This is a genomic window from Pseudomonas sp. CFSAN084952, assembly GCF_009648855.1.
Lineage (GTDB): Bacteria > Pseudomonadota > Gammaproteobacteria > Pseudomonadales > Pseudomonadaceae > Aquipseudomonas > Aquipseudomonas paracarnis.
In genome coordinates this window covers 5,089,153-5,106,490 of record NZ_CP045767.1, presented here as the reverse complement: position 1 = coordinate 5,106,490, position 17,338 = coordinate 5,089,153, and the positions used below count along the sequence as shown (strand labels likewise).

15 protein-coding genes are annotated in these 17,338 nt (G+C 62.2%); 11 read left to right on the top strand and 4 right to left on the bottom strand.

Annotation, left to right across the window (positions count from 1 at the left end; all coding sequences use genetic code 11):
• Positions 1 to 672, bottom strand: coding sequence for a ribose-5-phosphate isomerase RpiA (gene rpiA, locus GH769_RS23335; protein ID WP_003195201.1), 672 nt, complete (start codon positions 670 to 672; stop codon positions 1 to 3).
• Between the two features lie 138 nt (positions 673 to 810).
• On the opposite strand from rpiA, the gene ilvA reads away from it, so the two are divergent.
• The gene (ilvA, locus tag GH769_RS23330; RefSeq protein ID WP_020301835.1) at positions 811 to 2,325 is read left to right on the top strand and encodes a threonine ammonia-lyase, biosynthetic; all 1,515 of its coding nucleotides are present in this window, start codon (positions 811 to 813) and stop codon (positions 2,323 to 2,325) included.
• Between the two features lie 40 nt (positions 2,326 to 2,365).
• Complete coding sequence (locus GH769_RS23325) at positions 2,366 to 2,779, top strand: DUF2269 family protein (RefSeq protein ID WP_014720366.1); 414 nt, start codon at positions 2,366 to 2,368, stop codon at positions 2,777 to 2,779.
• Between the two features lie 94 nt (positions 2,780 to 2,873).
• On the opposite strand, the gene GH769_RS23320 is transcribed toward GH769_RS23325, so the two are convergent.
• On the bottom strand, positions 2,874 to 3,530 hold the full coding sequence (locus GH769_RS23320; RefSeq protein WP_020301836.1) for an HAD family phosphatase: 657 nt from the start codon (positions 3,528 to 3,530) through the stop codon (positions 2,874 to 2,876).
• 143 nt (positions 3,531 to 3,673) lie between these two features.
• On the opposite strand from GH769_RS23320, the gene GH769_RS23315 reads away from it, so the two are divergent.
• Positions 3,674 to 4,153, top strand: coding sequence for an RNA pyrophosphohydrolase (locus tag GH769_RS23315; RefSeq protein ID WP_003176750.1), 480 nt, complete (start codon positions 3,674 to 3,676; stop codon positions 4,151 to 4,153).
• A 22-nt stretch (positions 4,154 to 4,175) separates the two neighbouring features.
• On the top strand, positions 4,176 to 6,455 hold the full coding sequence (gene ptsP, locus GH769_RS23310) for a phosphoenolpyruvate--protein phosphotransferase (protein WP_014720364.1): 2,280 nt from the start codon (positions 4,176 to 4,178) through the stop codon (positions 6,453 to 6,455).
• Between the two features lie 230 nt (positions 6,456 to 6,685).
• Here ptsP and GH769_RS23305 read toward each other — a convergent pair whose 3' ends face one another.
• Entirely contained in the window at positions 6,686 to 7,432 is a 747-nt protein-coding gene (locus GH769_RS23305) for an NRDE family protein (protein ID WP_032902262.1), read from the bottom strand.
• A gap of 216 nt (positions 7,433 to 7,648) precedes the next feature.
• Between GH769_RS23305 and lgt the strand changes: the two genes are divergently transcribed.
• Together lgt and GH769_RS23295 are read left to right on the top strand one after the other, a co-directional pair.
• A complete protein-coding gene (gene lgt, locus GH769_RS23300; RefSeq protein ID WP_003195189.1) occupies positions 7,649 to 8,461 on the top strand; it encodes a prolipoprotein diacylglyceryl transferase in 813 nt (270 codons plus the stop codon).
• Between the two features lie 51 nt (positions 8,462 to 8,512).
• Positions 8,513 to 9,346: a thymidylate synthase gene (locus GH769_RS23295; protein ID WP_032902263.1), complete on the top strand. Its 834-nt coding sequence runs from the start codon at positions 8,513 to 8,515 to the stop codon at positions 9,344 to 9,346.
• A gap of 130 nt (positions 9,347 to 9,476) precedes the next feature.
• Here the strand turns inward: GH769_RS23295 and cadR are convergent, their stop codons facing one another.
• Entirely contained in the window at positions 9,477 to 9,917 is a 441-nt protein-coding gene (gene cadR / locus GH769_RS23290; protein ID WP_003195185.1) for a Cd(II)/Pb(II)-responsive transcriptional regulator, read from the bottom strand.
• A gap of 85 nt (positions 9,918 to 10,002) precedes the next feature.
• Between cadR and GH769_RS23285 the strand changes: the two genes are divergently transcribed.
• The 5 genes from GH769_RS23285 to GH769_RS23265 all read left to right on the top strand — a co-directional run bounded on the left by GH769_RS23285 (position 10,003) and on the right by GH769_RS23265 (position 17,222).
• Complete coding sequence (locus GH769_RS23285; RefSeq protein ID WP_081036807.1) at positions 10,003 to 12,315, top strand: heavy metal translocating P-type ATPase; 2,313 nt, start codon at positions 10,003 to 10,005, stop codon at positions 12,313 to 12,315.
• Between the two features lie 16 nt (positions 12,316 to 12,331).
• Positions 12,332 to 13,195 (top strand): LysR family transcriptional regulator, encoded by an 864-nt coding sequence (locus GH769_RS23280; protein WP_014720360.1) that lies wholly within the window; start codon positions 12,332 to 12,334, stop codon positions 13,193 to 13,195.
• 212 nt (positions 13,196 to 13,407) lie between these two features.
• Positions 13,408 to 14,472: a putative 2-aminoethylphosphonate ABC transporter ATP-binding protein gene (locus GH769_RS23275; protein ID WP_003195180.1), complete on the top strand. Its 1,065-nt coding sequence runs from the start codon at positions 13,408 to 13,410 to the stop codon at positions 14,470 to 14,472.
• A gap of 1 nt (position 14,473) precedes the next feature.
• A complete protein-coding gene (locus GH769_RS23270; protein WP_032902266.1) occupies positions 14,474 to 16,186 on the top strand; it encodes a putative 2-aminoethylphosphonate ABC transporter permease subunit in 1,713 nt (570 codons plus the stop codon).
• 22 nt (positions 16,187 to 16,208) lie between these two features.
• Positions 16,209 to 17,222: a putative 2-aminoethylphosphonate ABC transporter substrate-binding protein gene (locus GH769_RS23265; protein WP_020301842.1), complete on the top strand. Its 1,014-nt coding sequence runs from the start codon at positions 16,209 to 16,211 to the stop codon at positions 17,220 to 17,222.
• The last annotated feature ends 116 nt before the right edge of the window (positions 17,223 to 17,338 follow it).

Here is a 17,338-nt window from a genome sequence, read left to right as displayed (position 1 = left end):
TCAGGCCTTGAGGGTTTTCACGCCTTCCGGGGTACCCAGCAGCAATACATCCGCCGGGCGCGCCGCGAACAGGCCGTTGGTGACCACACCCACAATGGCGTTGATCTGCGTCTCAAGCTCCACCGGGTTGGTGATCTGCATATTGAACACGTCGAGGATGATGTTGCCGTTGTCGGTCAACACACCTTCGCGGTACACCGGGTCGCCGCCCAGTTTCACCAGCTCGCGGGCCACATGGCTGCGGGCCATGGGGATGACTTCCACCGGCAGTGGGAACGTGCCCAGCACGGGTACCAGTTTGCTCGCGTCGGCGATGCAAATGAAGGTCTTGGCCACGGCCGCGACAATCTTCTCGCGGGTCAGGGCCGCGCCGCCGCCTTTGATCAGGTTCAGGTGCTCGTCGCTTTCATCGGCGCCGTCGACGTAGAACTCCAGGTCGCTCACGGTGTTGAGCTCGTACACCGGAATGCCATGGCCCTTGAGACGGGCGGCGGTGGCTTCGGAACTGGCCACGGCGCCGTCGAACGCGCCCTTGTGCTGGGCCAGTGCGTCGATGAAGCAGTTGGCGGTGGAACCGGTGCCGACACCGACGATGCTCTTGTCGTCGAGCTTAGGAAGGATTAAATCGACAGCGGCCTGGGCCACTGCCTGTTTGAGTTGATCCTGGGTCATGCGGGCTCCGGAACGGGCGGGGAATTAACGAGGGCGGCGAGTATAACCCAACAAAACCTCGGGATTCGTGTGGTCGCCCGGCCAAACGCTGGGTTAGACTCCTTGGCCCTGCCCAACCCGTGAAGTAGATGCCTGCCGATGCTTGAACACTACGTCAAAAAAATCCTCACCTCGCGTGTTTACGACATCGCCGTGGAAACCCCCTTGCAGACTGCCCGCCAGCTCTCCGAGCGGCTGGGTAACAAGATTTGGCTCAAGCGCGAAGACTTGCAGCCGGTGTTCTCGTTCAAGATTCGCGGCGCCTACAACAAGCTGACCCAGCTCAGTGCCGAAGAACGTGCACGCGGCGTCGTCACCGCGTCGGCCGGCAACCATGCCCAGGGCCTGGCCCTGGCGGCCAAGGTGCTGGGGGTCAAGGCCACCATCGTGATGCCCAAGACCACCCCGGAGATCAAGGTCGAAGGCGTGCGCTCCCGTGGCGGCAAAGTGGTGCTGCACGGTGATTCCTTCCCGGAAGCCCTGGCCTACTCGCTCAAGCTGGTCGACGAAAAAGGCTACGTGTACATCCACCCCTACGATGATCCGCACACCATTGCCGGGCAGGGCACCGTGGCGATGGAAATCCTGCGCCAGCACCCCGGGCCTCTGGACGCGATTTTCGTACCGGTGGGCGGCGGCGGTCTGATCGCCGGGATTGCGGCGTACGTGAAATACCTGCGCCCGGAGATCAAGATCATCGGCGTGGAGCCGGACGATTCCAACTGCCTGCAAGCCGCCATGGCGGCGGGCGAGCGCGTGGTATTGCCGACCGTCGGCCTCTTTGCCGACGGCGTGGCAGTGGCGCAGATCGGCCAGCACACCTTCGACATCTGCAAGGACTATGTGGATGAAGTGATCACCGTCAGCACCGATGAAATCTGTGCGGCGATCAAGGACATCTACGACGACACTCGCTCCATCACCGAGCCGGCCGGCGCGCTGGGCGTGGCCGGGATCAAAAAATACGTCGAGACCCGCGGTGTCAGCGGCCAGACCTTTGTCGCCATCGACTCGGGCGCCAACGTCAACTTCGACCGTTTGCGCCATGTGGCCGAGCGCGCCGAACTGGGTGAAGGCCGTGAGGCTATCATCGCCGTGACCATCCCCGAGCGGCCGGGCAGCTTCAAGGCCTTCTGCGAAGCGGTGGGCAAGCGCCAGATCACCGAATTCAATTACCGCTACCACTCCGGCAGCGAAGCGCACATTTTCGTCGGCGTGCAGACCCACCCGGAGAACGACCCGCGCAGCGCGTTGGTGGCCAGCCTGACCAGCCAGGGTTTCCCGGTGCTGGACCTCACCGAGAACGAACTGGCCAAGTTGCACATTCGCCATATGGTCGGTGGGCATGCGGCCAAAGTCAGCGACGAGTTGGTGTTTCGCTTCGAATTCCCGGAGCGGCCGGGGGCGTTGTTCAACTTCCTCAACAAACTCGGCGGGCGCTGGAATATCTCGATGTTCCACTACCGCAACCACGGCGCGGCTGACGGCCGAGTGGTGGCGGGCTTGCAAGTGCCGGCGGACGAGCGCCATCTGGTGCCTGCCGCGCTGGCGCAAATCGGTTACCCGTACTGGGATGAAAGCGAAAACCCGGCTTACCAGCTGTTCCTCGGTTGAGCGACTACGCTGACTGAGCGGCCTATAAGGAATAGAGACCATGGAAACGCTGACCACCCTCAAGGTGATCCACATCACCGCCACCGTATTGCTGCTGCTCAGCGGCCTGGGCCTGGCGGTATTGGCGTGGCGTAAACGCAGCGCCGGCCCGGCCGCGACCGTGCAGCGCCCCTGGGCATTTGTATGGCTGCTGATGGGGATTTGCCTGGTGAGCATGCCCTTCACCGGCTGGTGGCTGGTGCACCTGCTCGGCTGGCCATTGGGGCAAACCTGGATCTTGGGCTCCAGCATCCTCTACACCGTGGCGGCGCTGGCCTGGTTCTGGCTGGTGGCGCGGCTCAATCGGCTGCGCAAGGGCGAGGGCGGGAGCCTGAATTTCACCCTGGTGCTGGCGGTGGTCAGCCTGGTGGGGTTTGTGGCGATTGCAGGGCTGATGGGCGCCAAGCCGGTTTAAAGCGTTAGACCGCGTCGCGTTCATCGCAGGCAAGCCAGCTCCCACAGGGGAATGCATTCCAAATGTGGGAGCTGGCTTGCCTGCGATAGCGTCATCAGCTGCGCAGCGTAATCACCGGCCAACCACGCTTTTCAGCCTCGGCGCGCAAATTCTGATCCGGATCCACTGCCACCGGGTGCGTCACCTGCTCTAGCAACGGCAAATCATTCATCGAATCGCTGTAGAAGTAGCTGTCTTCCAGGCTATGCCCGGTTTCTTCCAACCAGCGGTTCAAACGCGTCACCTTGCCCTCGCGAAAGCACGGCACATCGGTACTGCGCCCGGTATAGCGGCCATCCACCATTTCGCACTCGGTGGCGATCAGGGTCTCGACGCCCAGGCGTTCGGCAATCGGCGCGGTGACGAAGCGGTTGGTGGCGGTGATGATCACCAGCTTGTCACCGGCGGCGCGGTGCCTGGCCAGCAGTTCAACGGCCTTGGGGAGCATGATGGGCTCGATGCAGTCGCGCATGTAGTCGTTGTGCCACGCGTCCAGCTGGGCCATCTCGGTGCGGCCGAGGATTTCCAGGCAGAAGTTCAAGTAGGCGGCGTTATCCAGCCGCCCGGCCAGGTAGTCCTGGTAGAACTCGTCGTTGCGGGCCTTGTAGGCTACCGCGTCGAGAATCCCGCGTTCACACAGGTAATCGCCCCAGGCGTGATCGCTGTCACCGCCCAGAAGGGTATTGTCCAAGTCGAATAAAGCCAGGCGCATTGCAGTTACTCGCTGAAAAGTCTGTAAAAAGGCGTCCAGAATACGGTCTTTTCACAAGAGTGCACATAAGGTAAGAAGCCTCGTTGCCGCTGGAACAACCTTTGTGGAACAATGCGGCGACATGCGTTTGCGAGGTTGTTGCCGTGATCGACCCCGATGGTTTCCGTCCTAATGTCGGCATTATTCTGACGAATGATGCCGGACAGGTGCTATGGGCTCGCCGAATCAACCAAGATGCCTGGCAGTTTCCTCAAGGTGGAATCAACCCCGACGAAACCCCTGAAGACGCCTTGTACCGTGAGTTGAACGAAGAAGTCGGCCTTGAGCGCGAAGATGTACAAATTCTGGCCTGTACCCGTGGCTGGTTGCGCTATCGTTTGCCGCAACGCCTGGTGCGTACCCACAGCCAACCGCTGTGCATCGGCCAGAAGCAGAAATGGTTTCTTTTGCGCCTGATCTCCAACGAGCAGCGGGTGCGGATGGATTTGACCGGTAAACCGGAGTTCGATGGCTGGCGCTGGGTCAGCTATTGGTATCCGTTGGGCCAGGTGGTGACATTCAAGCGCGAGGTTTATCGTCGCGCTCTCAAAGAGCTTGCCCCGCGCCTTTTAGCGCGCGACTGACGACGGAGTTCGACCCCGAGCCATGCTCAATACGCTGCGCAAGATCGTCCAGGAAGTTAACTCCGCCAAGGATCTCAAGGCGGCGTTGGGGATTATTGTGTTGCGCGTCAAGGAAGCCATGGGCAGCCAGGTCTGCTCGGTTTACCTGCTGGACCCCGAGACCAACCGTTTTGTGCTGATGGCCACGGAGGGCTTGAACAAGCGCTCCATCGGCAAGGTCAGCATGGCGCCCAATGAAGGTCTGGTGGGCCTGGTGGGGACGCGTGAAGAACCCCTGAACCTCGAGAACGCGGCCGATCACCCGCGTTATCGCTACTTTGCCGAAACCGGCGAAGAGCGCTACGCCTCGTTCCTTGGTGCGCCGATCATTCACCACCGCCGCGTTGTCGGCGTGTTGGTTATCCAGCAAAAAGAGCGTCGCCAGTTCGACGAAGGCGAAGAGGCCTTCCTGGTGACCATGAGCGCGCAACTGGCCGGGGTTATCGCCCACGCCGAAGCGACCGGCTCGATTCGCGGCCTGGGGCGCCAGGGCAAGGGTATCCAGGAAGCCAAGTTCGTCGGCGTACCGGGTTCGCCAGGCGCTGCGGTGGGTACCGCGGTGGTCATGCTGCCGCCAGCCGACCTCGATGTGGTGCCGGACAAGACCGTCAGTGACATCGACGCCGAAATCAAACTGTTCAAGACCGCCCTCGAAGGCGTGCGCGCCGACATGCGCAACCTGTCGACCAAGCTGGCCACCCAGCTGCGCCCCGAAGAGCGTGCGCTGTTCGACGTGTACCAGATGATGCTCGACGACGCGTCCCTGGGTAACGAAGTCAAGACCGTGATCAAGACCGGCCAGTGGGCCCAGGGCGCGTTACGCCAGGTGGTCACCGATCACGTCAACCGTTTCGAAATGATGGACGACGCCTACCTGCGCGAGCGCGCATCGGATGTGCGCGACCTGGGGCGACGTCTGTTGGCGTACCTGCAGGAAGACCGCAGCACCAACATGGTCTTCCCCGATAACACCATCCTGGTCAGTGAAGAGTTGACCGCCACCCAGCTTGGCGAAGTGCCTGAAGGCAAGCTGGTGGGCTTGGTTTCGGTATTGGGTTCGGGTAACTCCCACGTGGCGATCCTGGCCCGGGCCATGGGTATCCCGACGGTGATGGGCCTGGTGGACCTGCCGTACTCCAAGGTCGATGGCATCGACATGATCGTCGATGGGCATCGTGGCGAGGTGTTCACCAACCCCAGCGACGTGCTGCGCAAGCAATACGCCGAGGTGGTGGAAGAAGAGAAGCAACTGGCCCAGGGCCTGGATTCGTTGCGCGAGCTGCCGTGTGTGACCCCCGATGGCCACCGGGTACCGCTGCTGGTCAACACTGGCCTGCTGGCGGATGTAGCCCGTGCGCAACAGCGCGGCGCCGAAGGGGTGGGTCTGTACCGCACCGAAGTGCCGTTCATGATCAACCAGCGTTTCCCGAGCGAGAAGGAGCAGCTGGCGATTTATCGCGAGCAATTGCAAGCCTTCCACCCGTTACCGGTGACGATGCGCAGCCTGGATATTGGCGGCGATAAGTCACTGTCCTATTTCCCTATCAAGGAAGACAACCCCTTCCTTGGCTGGCGCGGTATTCGCGTTACCCTCGACCATCCCGAAATCTTCCTCGTCCAGACCCGCGCCATGCTCAAGGCCAGCGAGGGCTTGAACAACCTGCGCATCCTGCTGCCGATGATCTCCGGCACTCATGAACTGGAAGAAGCCCTGCACCTGATCCACCGTGCCTGGGGCGAAGTGCGCGACGAAGGCGCCGATGTGCCGATGCCGCCGATTGGCGTGATGATCGAAATCCCTGCGGCGGTGTACCAGGCCAAGGAACTGGCGCGGCAGGTGGACTTCCTGTCGGTAGGCTCCAACGACCTGACCCAGTACCTGCTGGCCGTGGACCGTAACAACCCACGGGTGGCCGACCTCTACGACTACCTGCACCCGGCGGTGCTGCAAGCGCTGCAACACGTGGTGCGCGACGCCCATGCCGAAGGCAAGCCGGTGAGTATCTGCGGCGAAATGGCCGGCGACCCGGCGGCGGCGGTGCTGTTGATGGCGATGGGCTTTGACAGCCTGTCGATGAACGCCACCAACTTGCCGAAAGTGAAGTGGATGCTGCGCCAGGTGGAATTGAGCAGGGCCAAGGATTTGCTCGCCGAGTTGATGACCATCGACAACCCGCAAGTTATCCACAGCTCGCTGCAATTGGCGCTGAAAAACCTGGGGTTGACCCGGATGATCAACCCGGCCTCGGCCAAAACCCTGTAGGAGCGAGCTTCTAGCAGATCGTTCCCGCACTCTGCGTGGGAAGGCAGCCCTGGACGCTCCGCGTCGGCTTTTAGAGCGTGACGCAGAGCGTCACAAGAGGCGTTCCCACGCAGAGCGTGGGAACGATCAAAGACCGAGGCGCCTTCATCGCAGGCAAGCCAGCTCCCACCTGTGGAATGCATTCCCCTGTGGGAGCTGGCTTGCCTGCGATAGCGGTGGTCCAAGCAGCGCTAAAACATCAGGTCCACCTCACCCAGCCGCCCCCCGTGCGGGCCAAAGCTGCGCTCCAGCATCCGCCGCGTCCCATCAGCATTCACGATCAGCGCTGTGCTCGCCCGTGTCCCATAACTGGGGCTGGCGATAAACACGCTCGACAGCAGGCTTTCGGTCGCCAGGCCTATGCCGGTGTCCGGCAGCTCAGCAAACGGCGCGGTCTGCGGGTCGCTGAGAATCCCCAGCAGTGCCTCAGGCTCGGGGTTCTCCAGCACGGCGCTGAACGCTGCTTTGGCCTTCACTAGCTTCGGCCAGGGCGTATCCAGCCCGGCATTGGCTAATCCATACACGTCAGCCTTCAGCAACGTCGGCTCGGTGTCATTGGCGTTGTAGTGCCACAGCTCATCCCGCGTGCCCACCAGCAGGTTGAACCCGGCATATTCAATCGAGCGGCCGTTCACATCGGCCAAATAATCGTCGATCGGCAGCGAACCGCTGAGAAACCGCGCAACCAGTTCGCCGCGAGACTTGCGTGCCGGTGGCTGGTGCGGGTCGCGGATGTTGGTCAAGGCGGCAAAGCGCCCATCCGCGTTCACCCCCAGCCAGGTGCCCCCGGCCTCCTGATCGCGACCGGCATAGACCTGGGGCGCATCCGCCCACTGGGCCAGCGGCAGGCTGGGGCGGGCGTAGAACTCATCGCGGTTGGCCGCGACGATCAGTGGCTGGGCATGGCCCGGTCGCCAGGCGAAAACAATCAGGCACATCGGGTGACCCCTTTTGTGTTTTTGCCACTCTACCCACAGACGCGCCGGTGTTCCATCGTCTCGAAGTTGGGCCGTGCACCTCTGATCCGTTAACATGCCGGGCTATTTGGCGTGTATGTGAACTTCTTAATTTGATCTCGCCGCTGTAACGCAGGCTTAATCGCACATCGGCATGGTCCGGTGCGTCATGACTAAATGTTTTAACGAGGAGTCGCAATGCTGCCTTACCCGCAGATCGACCCGGTGGCCCTGGCCATCGGTCCGCTGAAAATCCATTGGTACGGGTTGATGTACCTGATCGGCATCGGCGGCGCCTGGCTGTTGGCTTCCCGGCGCCTGAACCGTTTCGACCCGACCTGGACCAAGGAGAAGCTCTCCGACATGGTGTTCTGGATGTCGATGGGGGTGATCGTCGGCGGGCGCCTGGGGTATGTGCTGTTCTACGACCTGTCTGCGTATCTCGCCAACCCGACCCTGATCTTCGAAGTGTGGAAGGGCGGCATGGCGTTCCACGGCGGGTTTATCGGCGTGATGATCGCCGCCTGGTGGTTTGGCCGGCGCAATGGCAAGTCGTTCTTCCAGCTGATGGACTTCGTCGCCCCCTTCGTGCCGATCGGCCTGGGTGCTGGGCGCATTGGTAACTTTATCAACGCCGAGCTGTGGGGCAAGCCGACCGACGTGCCGTGGGCGATGGTGTTCCCGCCGTTCAGCGACCCGGCGCAACTGCCGCGCCACCCGTCGCAGCTGTACCAGTTCGCATTGGAAGGTGTGGCGCTGTTCCTTATTCTCTATATCTTCTCGCGCAAGCCACGCCCAACCATGGCCGTGTCGGGCATGTTCGCGCTGTTCTACGGGATTTTCCGCTTTATCGTCGAATTCGTACGGGTACCGGATGCGCAGTTGGGCTACCTGGCATGGGGCTGGCTGACCATGGGTCAGGTGCTTAGCTTGCCAATGATCCTGGCGGGCCTGGGCATGCTGTGGTGGGCGTACAATCGCCCGCAGCCGCTGAAGAACGCCGCGCTTTAAATTCGAATGCCAAGACCAGGAGGTCTTGGCTTCAACGATACGGGTAAAAACATGAAGCAATATCTCGAACTGCTGCAGGACGTCGTGACCAATGGCCTGACCAAGGGCGACCGCACGGGCACCGGCACCAAGGCTGTGTTTGCGCGTCAGTATCGGCATAACCTGGCCGACGGCTTCCCGCTGCTGACCACCAAGAAGCTGCACTTCAAAAGCATCGCCAACGAACTGATCTGGATGTTGAGCGGCAACACCAACATCAAGTGGCTCAACGAAAATGGCGTGAAGATCTGGGATGAGTGGGCCACCGAAGACGGCGACCTGGGCCCGGTCTACGGCGAGCAGTGGACCGCCTGGCCGACCAAGGACGGCGGCACGATCAACCAGATCGACTACATGGTGCACACGCTCAAGACCAACCCCAACAGCCGCCGCATCCTGTTCCACGGCTGGAACGTCGAATACCTGCCGGACGAAACCCAGAGCCCGCAGGAAAACGCGCGTAACGGCAAGCAAGCCCTGCCGCCGTGCCATTTGCTGTACCAGGCGTTCGTGCATGACGGCCATCTGTCGATGCAGCTGTATATCCGCAGCTCCGACGTATTCCTGGGGCTGCCGTACAACACTGCCGCGCTGGCGTTGCTGACCCACATGCTGGCCCAGCAGTGCGACCTGATCCCCCACGAGATCATCGTCACCACGGGCGACACCCACGCCTACAGCAACCACTTGGAACAGATCCAGACCCAGTTGGCGCGTACGCCGAAAAAACTGCCGGAACTGGTGATCAAGCGTAAGCCTGCGTCGATCTACGACTACAAGTTCGAAGATTTTGAGATTGTGGGCTACGACGCCGACCCAAGCATCAAGGCCGACGTAGCTATCTAAAGCCTTACTCGGTGAAAAACTGTGGGAGCTGGCTTGCCTGCGATAGCGCAGTGTCAGGCGACATCAATGTCGCGGGCCCGCCGCTATCGCAGGCAAGCCAGCTCCCACAGGGGTTTGGTGTTCGCTTGAGTTAATGGCCGTGGCTTCTGCCCACATGCGAAGGCTCGGCCTCGCTGGCCGCAATCCCGCCGCTGACTTCCAACTGCTGCAAGATCCCGCACTGGTTCCCACCGCCGCAACGTTGGCGCAGGTCCAGCAGTTGTTCCTGCAAGGCCAACAACCCGTCGATCCGCGCTTTCACATGGTGGATATGCTCGTCGATCAAGGCATTCACGCTTTCGCATTGGTCCTGGGGGCTGTCGCGCAGACCCAGCAGGCTGCGGATTTCTTCGAGGGTCATGTCCAGGCTGCGGCAGTTGCGAATAAAGGTCAGCCGCTCGGTGTGCGCCTGGGTGTACACGCGGTAGTTGCCGTCGGTGCGTGCCGGGGGCGGCAGCAGGTTTTCCTTCTCGTAATAACGGATGGTTTCCACCGGGCAATCGGTGAGTTTGGCCAGTTCGCCGATCTTCATCGCAGCAATCTCCAAATGGGCGCTTGACCCTATAGTGGCTACAGGGTCTTTACTTGGCAACAGGCACCTTTACGGACGCGACCTGATGAGCCACTCCATTCATACCCCGCACAAGCACGACCACAAGCACGACCACAAGCATGATCACGATCACGATCACGGTCATGACCACGGCCATGATCACAAACATGACCATGGGCCCGCCAAACTCACGCCTGTGGATAACCACGGCCATTCCGGCTCCTGCTGTTCCGGCGCTGCCGGGCCTGCCATCGTGACCCTGAGCGAGGCGCCCACCGCCGGCTCGCGCCTGAGCACCTTCCGTATCGAGGCCATGGACTGCCCTACCGAGCAGACGCTGATCCAGAACAAGCTGGGCAAGCTCGCTGGCGTGCAGCAACTGGAATTCAACCTGATCAACCGCATCCTCGGCGTCACCCATGACCTGCCGAACACCGCGCCGATCATTGAGGCAATCAAGTCCATCGGCATGCAGGCCGACCCTATCGAAGAAGGCAGCCCTGCCGCCGCGCCGCCCGCCAAGAAACATTGGTGGCCGCTGGCGGTGTCGGGCGTGGGTGCCCTGGGGGCCGAGGTGCTGCACTTCACTGGTGTGGCGCCCACCTGGGTAATCGCGCTGGTGGCGTTGGTGTCGATTCTCAGCGGCGGCCTTACCACCTACAAGAAGGGCTGGATTGCCCTGAAGAACTTCAACCTCAATATCAATGCCTTGATGAGCATCGCGGTGACGGGCGCGATCCTGATTGGCCAGTGGCCCGAAGCGGCGATGGTGATGTTCCTGTTCACCGTGGCCGAGTTGATCGAGGCCAAGTCCCTGGACCGTGCGCGCAACGCCATCAGCGGCCTGATGCAGATGACTCCGGAACAGGCCACGGTGCGCCAGGCTGACGGTTCCTGGCTGGAACAGGAGGTAAAAAGCATTGATCTTGGGGCGATTGTGCGGGTAAAGCCTGGCGAGCGCATCGGGCTCGACGGGGAAGTCACGGCCGGCCAGTCCACCATCGACCAGGCACCGATCACCGGGGAAAGCCTGCCGATAGAAAAAACCGTGGGCGATAAAGTGTTTGCCGGCACCATCAACCAGGCCGGCGCCCTGGAGTACAAGGTCACCGCCGCGGCCAACAACTCCACGCTGGCGCGGATCATTCACGCCGTGGAACAGGCCCAAGGGGCACGGGCGCCAACCCAGCGCTTTGTTGACAGTTTCTCCAAGGTCTACACCCCGGCTGTCTTCCTGTTTGCCCTCGGTGTGGCGGTGATTCCGCCGCTGTTCATGGCGGGCGTGTGGTTTGACTGGATCTACCGCGCCCTCGTGCTGCTGGTGGTGGCCTGCCCTTGTGCCTTGGTAATCTCCACCCCGGTGACCATTGTCAGCGGCCTGGCGGCAGCGGCGCGCAAAGGCATCCTGATCAAGGGCGGCGTGTACCTGGAGGGCGGCTACAAGCTCGACTACCTGGCCCTCGACAAGACCGGCACCATCACCCACGGCAAACCGGTGCAAACCGACTACCTGCCGCTGTTCCCGAACATCGAAGACAGCGCGCCGGCCCTGGCGGCCAGCTTGGCATCGCGCTCCGATCACCCGGTGTCCCTGGCGATTGCCAACGCAGCTGTGGATAAAAACCTGTCGACTCACGCTGTGGATAACTTCGAAGCCCTGGCCGGGCGCGGTGTGCGGGGTGATATCAACGGCCAGACCTATCACCTGGGTAACCACCGCCTGGTGGAAGACCTGGGCTTGTGCTCAGAGGCGTTGGAAGAGAAACTCTTCGCCCTGGAAAAACAAGGCAAGTCCGTGGTGTTGCTGTTGGACAAGTCTGGCCCGCTGGCGCTGTTTGCCGTGGCCGACACGGTCAAGGAGAGCAGCCGCGAAGCTATTCAGCAGTTGCACGACTTGGGCATCAAGACCCTGATGCTCACCGGCGACAACACCCACACTGCCAAGGCCATTGCGGCCCAGGTGGGTATCGACCAGGCCCAGGGCGACCTGTTGCCCACCGACAAACTGCAAGCCATCGAAACCCTCTACGGCCAGGGCCGTCGGGTGGGCATGGTCGGTGACGGTATCAACGACGCCCCGGCCCTGGCCCGTGCCGAGATCGGCTTCGCCATGGCGGCGGCGGGCACCGACACCGCTATCGAGACCGCCGACGTGGCGCTGATGGACGATGATTTGCGCAAGATTCCGGCTTTCATTCGGTTGTCGCGGCAAACGTCGAGTATCCTCAAGCAGAACATCGCCCTGGCGCTGGTGATCAAGGCGATCTTCCTGGCCGTCACGTTCATGGGCATGGCGACCATGTGGATGGCGGTCTTCGCCGACATGGGCGTGAGCCTGCTGGTGGTGTTCAATGGCCTGCGCCTGGTGCGCAAATAGCGGATGAGAGGGTGGTGTGCTGAGTGCTGAGTTAAAGGCGTTTTTCATGGTCGCCCGCCTGGGCAGCATTACCCAGGCGGCGAAGAAACTCGGCTTGAGCCAGCCCACGGTGACCACCCAGATTCGCAACCTCGAAGGCCACTACGGCGTCGAGTTGTTCTACCGTGGCGGCCGCCGCCTCACCGTCAGCGACGAGGGCGCGCGGCTGTTGCCGATGGTCAAGGCGCTGTTGCAGCAGGAAGCGGATATCGAGTTTTTCCTGCGCAACAACGGCCAGGTCCAGGGTGCGCTGAGAATTGCAGCAACGGCGCCGTATTACATCCTCGATCTGGTCAAAGCCTTTCGCGAGCGCCTGCCCCAGGTGGACGTGTCGGTGGAAATCGGCAATTCCCAACAGGTGCTTGAGGCGTTGGACGATTACCGCGTCGATGTCGCGGCCTCATCGCAATTGCTGGAAGATGCCCGTCTGATCCGCCGCGTGCTGGGCACGGACCCGCTGGTGCTGGCGGTGCACCGCAATCACCCGTTGGCCAAGCTCGATCACGTACCGTTGAGCGCGCTTATCGGGCACACGTTGCTGATGCGTGAAGCGGGCTCCACCACCCGCCGGCTGACGGAAGAGATGTTGAAGAACGCCGGCGTGGGGTACGGGCCGTTGCTGGAGATTGGCAGCCGTGAGTCGATTCGCGAGGCGGTGCTGCGCAACATCGGCATCAGCATCATCGCCCGCCAGGAAGTGCCCCATGACCCGCAGTTGCGCGTGCTGACCATCGAGAATGCACCGCAGATTCCGGAGTATCTGTATTGCCTCAAGGAGCGCAAAGGTGCGCGCCTGCCGGCGGCTTTCCTTGGCCTGGCCCAGGAAATGTCACCCCTCTGATCGTTCCCACGCTCCGCGTGGGAACGCCGCCCAGGACGCTCCGCGTCCGTGACGCGGAGCGTCACTAGAGACATTCCCACGCAGAGCGTGGGAACGATCATGAGTCCTACACAAATCCACCAATACCACTATCACCCCGTTTTGCCTTCCTGCCACACCAGCTACGCATTCCCTCCCTAGCATGGCCTTCATCCGTTCGATGAGGTGCCACCATGCACACAGCCCTGACCCAACCCGGCGCACCGATGAAAGTGCGCGCAATCCAGAAACGCTTTGGCGCCTTCACCGCGCTGGACAACGTCTCCCTGGACGTCGCCGCCGGCGAGCTGGTGTGCCTGCTGGGCCCGTCCGGCTGTGGCAAGACCACGCTGCTGCGCTGCATCGCCGGCCTGGAGCGCCAGGACAGCGGTGAGCTTTACCTGGGCGAGCGGGACGTGTCCCTGCTGCCACCCCAGGCGCGGGACTACGGCATCCTGTTCCAGTCCTATGCGTTGTTTCCCAACCTCAGCGTTGAAGCGAACATCGGCTACGGCCTTACGGGCAGCGGCCGCGATGAAGTGCGCAAGCGGGTCGCGCAGATGCTTGAGCTGGTGGGCCTGGTGGGCAGCGAAAAGAAGTACCCCGGCCAACTCTCCGGCGGCCAGCAACAGCGCGTCGCCCTGGCCCGCGCACTGGCGCCGGCGCCGTCGTTATTGCTGTTGGATGAGCCGATGTCGGCCCTCGATGCCCGCGTGCGCGAGCACCTGTGCACCGAACTGCGCCAACTGCAGCGGCGCCTGGGCATCACCACCTTGATGGTGACCCACAACCAGGACGAAGCCATGTTGATGGCCGACCGCATTGCCGTGATGAACAACGGTAAGGTCGAGCAGTACGCCACGCCCCAGGAAATCTACGACCGCCCGGCCACGCCGTTCGTGGCGGAGTTTGTCGGCCAGGGCAACTGGTTGCCGTTCAGCCGTAACAGCGCCAGCCATGCCCAGGTGGGTGGGTTGAACATGCGCCTGGCTGAGGACGCGGGTGTCGCCCAATCGGGCCGCTTGTTCTGCCGCCCGGAAGCGATCTGCGTCAACCCACCGGTGCATGAAGAAAACCTGTTCCCGGCCAAGGTTCGCGAGATCACCTTCCTCGGCAACCGCTGCCGCATGAGCTTTGAGCTGGAGCAGTTGCCAGGCCATCCGTTGCTGGCTGAACTGGCGCCGGAAGCCATGCCGCGCCTGGGTGCACAGGATATCTGGGTGGCGTTGCCGCCGCGCAGCCTGCAGGTGTTTGCCTGAGATGGGGGCGGTGATGACATTGCCGGTACCGCGCCAGGTGTCCCGCGCCGAGTGGGGCGACCGCCTCTTCGTGGTCGGCGGCAAGTGGCTCTGGCTGGGCCTGTTAGTGGTGGCGGTGCTGTTGCCGCTGTTGGCGATCTTCTGGCGCGGCTTCAGCAGCGAAGCCGGGCAGGGCGGTGGCCTGGTAGCCGCTCGCGAACTGCTGAGCAGCGCCAACTTCCACTGGTTGCTGGGCAATAGCCTGAAAGTTTCCCTCAGCGTGGCGGCCATCGTCGTGCCGCTGGCCTACTTGTTTGCCTATGCCCTGCAACGCACGCTGATCCCCGGCAAGTCCATCTGGCGTGGCCTGTCCTTGCTGCCATTGATGGCGCCGTCGATGCTGCCGGGCATTGCCCTGGTCTATTTGTTCGGCAACCAGGGCCTCCTGCGCGGCTTGTTCTCGGAGAATATCTATGGGTTCTGGGGCATTGTGCTCGGTGAGGTGATTTACACCTTTCCCCATGCCTTGATGATTTTGCTGTCGGCGTTGTCCCTGGCGGATGCGCGTTTGTTCGACGCCGCTTCGAGCATGGGCGCCAGCCCGGCCCGGGCGTTTCGCAGCATTACCTGGCCGGCCACGCGCCAGGCGGTGTTCGCCGCGTTTTGCCTGGTGTTCACCCTGACCATCACCGACTTCGGGGTACCGGTGGTGGTGGGCGGTGATTACCAGGTGCTGGCGCTGGAGGCCTACAAGGCGGTGGTGGGCCAGCAACAGTTCGGACGCGGCGCGTTGATCGGCATGGTGTTGCTGCTGCCGGCGCTGTTCAGCTTTGGCGTGGATGCCTGGTTGCGTCGTCGGCATGGCGACGCGATGAGCGGCCGCGCCCAGGTGTTCCAGCCGGCGCCATCGCGGCTGCGCGACGGGTGCTACCTGGCCATCGTGCTGCTGATCTGCGCGGCGTTGCTGCTGGTGTTCGGCATGGCGGTGTATTCCTCGCTAGTGAAATTCTGGCCGTACAACCTGTCGCTGTCGCTCAAGCACTACCAGTTTGAAGACACCGCCGGAGGCGGCTGGCTGGCCTATCGCAACAGCCTGACCATGGCGCTGTGCACCGCGTTGATCGGCAGCGTGCTGATTTTCACCGGCGCCTACCTGATGGAAAAGACCAAGGGCCAGAAGAACCTCAACCTGGCGCTGCGCATGCTCAGCTTCGTGCCGATGGCCGTGCCGGGCCTGGTCCTGGGGCTGGGCTACGTGTTCTTCTTCAACCTCAACGGCAACCCGCTGCATGTGTTGTACGGCAGCATGGCGTTGCTGGTGGTGTGCACCATTGCGCACTACCTGACCACCGCGCAGATGACTGCGACCACCGCCTTGCGCCAGTTGGACGCCGAGTTCGAAGCTGCCGCGTTGTCCCTCAAGGCACCGTTGTACCGCCATTATCTGCGCGTCACGGTGCCGATCTGTCTGCCGGCGCTGCTGGACATCCTGCGCTACCTGTTTGTCTCGGCGATGACCACCGTGTCCGCCGCGATTTTCCTCTACAGCCCCGACACCATCCTCGCCGCCGTCGCCGTGCTGAACATGGACGACGCCGGCAATGTGGGCGGTGCGGCGGCCATGTCGACCCTGATCTTGTTCACTTCGGCCAGCGTCTCGCTGCTGCTGGCGTGGGCTTCACGTGGCGCGCTGCGCCGCTCCCAAGCCTGGCGCCAGCGCGCACCTGGCCAATAAACATCCCTGAAGGAGGTGCTCCATGTTCAAGCCCCTGGCGCTGGTCGCTGCAGTCCTCACGGCATTCAGTCTGAATGCCTTCGCCAAGACCGAGTTGACCGTGTACACGGCCCTTGAAGCCGAACAATTGAAGACCTACAAAAAAGCTTTCGAACAGGCCAACCCCGACGTCGAGATCAAGTGGGTGCGCGACTCCACCGGCATCATCACCGCCAAACTGCTGGCCGAGAAAGACCGCCCCCAGGCTGACGTAGTGTGGGGCCTGGCCGCCTCCAGCCTGGCGATCCTTGATCAGCAAGGCATGCTCGACAACTACGCGCCCAAGGACCTGGACAAGATCGGCAAGCATTACCGCGACGCCGCCAACCCTCCGGCCTGGGTGGGCATGGACGTGTGGGCCGCCACCCTCTGCTTCAACACCGTCGAAGCCGAGAAGCAGGGCCTCACCAAACCGGTGAGCTGGCAGGACCTGACCAAGCCCGAATACAAGGGCAAGATCGTGATGCCTAACCCGGCGTCTTCAGGCACCGGCTTCCTGGATGTCAGCGCCTGGCTCCAGACCTTCGGCGAGAAGCAAGGCTGGCAGTACATGGACGACTTGCACCAGAACATCGGCCAGTACGTTCACTCCGGCTCCAAGCCGTGCAAGCTGGCGGCGTCCGGTGAGTTTCCGATTGGTATTTCCTTCGAATACCCGGCGGTTCAGCTCAAGCGCCAGGGCGCGCCGCTGGACATCATCCTGCCCAAGGAAGGCCTGGGCTGGGACATCGAAGCCACCGCCGTGATCAAAGGCACGGCCCATGCCGAGGCGGCGAAAAAACTCGCTGACTTCTCCGCCAGCACCGCGGCGATGGATCTGTACAAGGACAACTTCGCCGTGCTCGCGCAACCGGGAATCGCCAAGCCACAGACCGAATTGCCGGCCGACTATGAGCAACGGTTGATCAAGAACGACTTTGTCTGGGCTTCCAAGAACCGTGACAGCATCTTGGCCGAATGGCGTAAGCGTTATGACGGCAAGTCGGAAAAACAGTAACCGATCGTTCCCACGCTCCGCGTGGTAACGCCGCTCTGGACGCTCCGCGTCCGCTTTTAAAGGTCGTGACGCGGAGCGTCACCGGATGAATTCCCACGCGGAGCGCGGGAACCAGA

Bases quoted from the DNA above. Each gene is read 5' to 3' on its own strand.
- rpiA (WP_003195201.1), bottom strand. From the start codon at position 672: ATGACCCAGGATCAACTCAAACAGGCAGTGGCCCAGGCCGCTGTCGAT.
- ilvA (WP_020301835.1), top strand. From the start codon at position 811: ATGCTTGAACACTACGTCAAAAAAATCCTCACCTCGCGTGTTTACGAC.
- GH769_RS23325 (WP_014720366.1), top strand. From the start codon at position 2,366: ATGGAAACGCTGACCACCCTCAAGGTGATCCACATCACCGCCACCGTA.
- GH769_RS23320 (WP_020301836.1), bottom strand. From the start codon at position 3,530: ATGCGCCTGGCTTTATTCGACTTGGACAATACCCTTCTGGGCGGTGAC.
- ptsP (WP_014720364.1), top strand. From the start codon at position 4,176: ATGCTCAATACGCTGCGCAAGATCGTCCAGGAAGTTAACTCCGCCAAG.
- GH769_RS23305 (WP_032902262.1), bottom strand. From the start codon at position 7,432: ATGTGCCTGATTGTTTTCGCCTGGCGACCGGGCCATGCCCAGCCACTG.
- lgt (WP_003195189.1), top strand. From the start codon at position 7,649: ATGCTGCCTTACCCGCAGATCGACCCGGTGGCCCTGGCCATCGGTCCG.
- GH769_RS23295 (WP_032902263.1), top strand. From the start codon at position 8,513: ATGAAGCAATATCTCGAACTGCTGCAGGACGTCGTGACCAATGGCCTG.
- cadR (WP_003195185.1), bottom strand. From the start codon at position 9,917: ATGAAGATCGGCGAACTGGCCAAACTCACCGATTGCCCGGTGGAAACC.
- GH769_RS23285 (WP_081036807.1), top strand. From the start codon at position 10,003: ATGAGCCACTCCATTCATACCCCGCACAAGCACGACCACAAGCACGAC.
- GH769_RS23275 (WP_003195180.1), top strand. From the start codon at position 13,408: ATGCACACAGCCCTGACCCAACCCGGCGCACCGATGAAAGTGCGCGCA.
- GH769_RS23270 (WP_032902266.1), top strand. From the start codon at position 14,474: ATGGGGGCGGTGATGACATTGCCGGTACCGCGCCAGGTGTCCCGCGCC.
- GH769_RS23265 (WP_020301842.1), top strand. From the start codon at position 16,209: ATGTTCAAGCCCCTGGCGCTGGTCGCTGCAGTCCTCACGGCATTCAGT.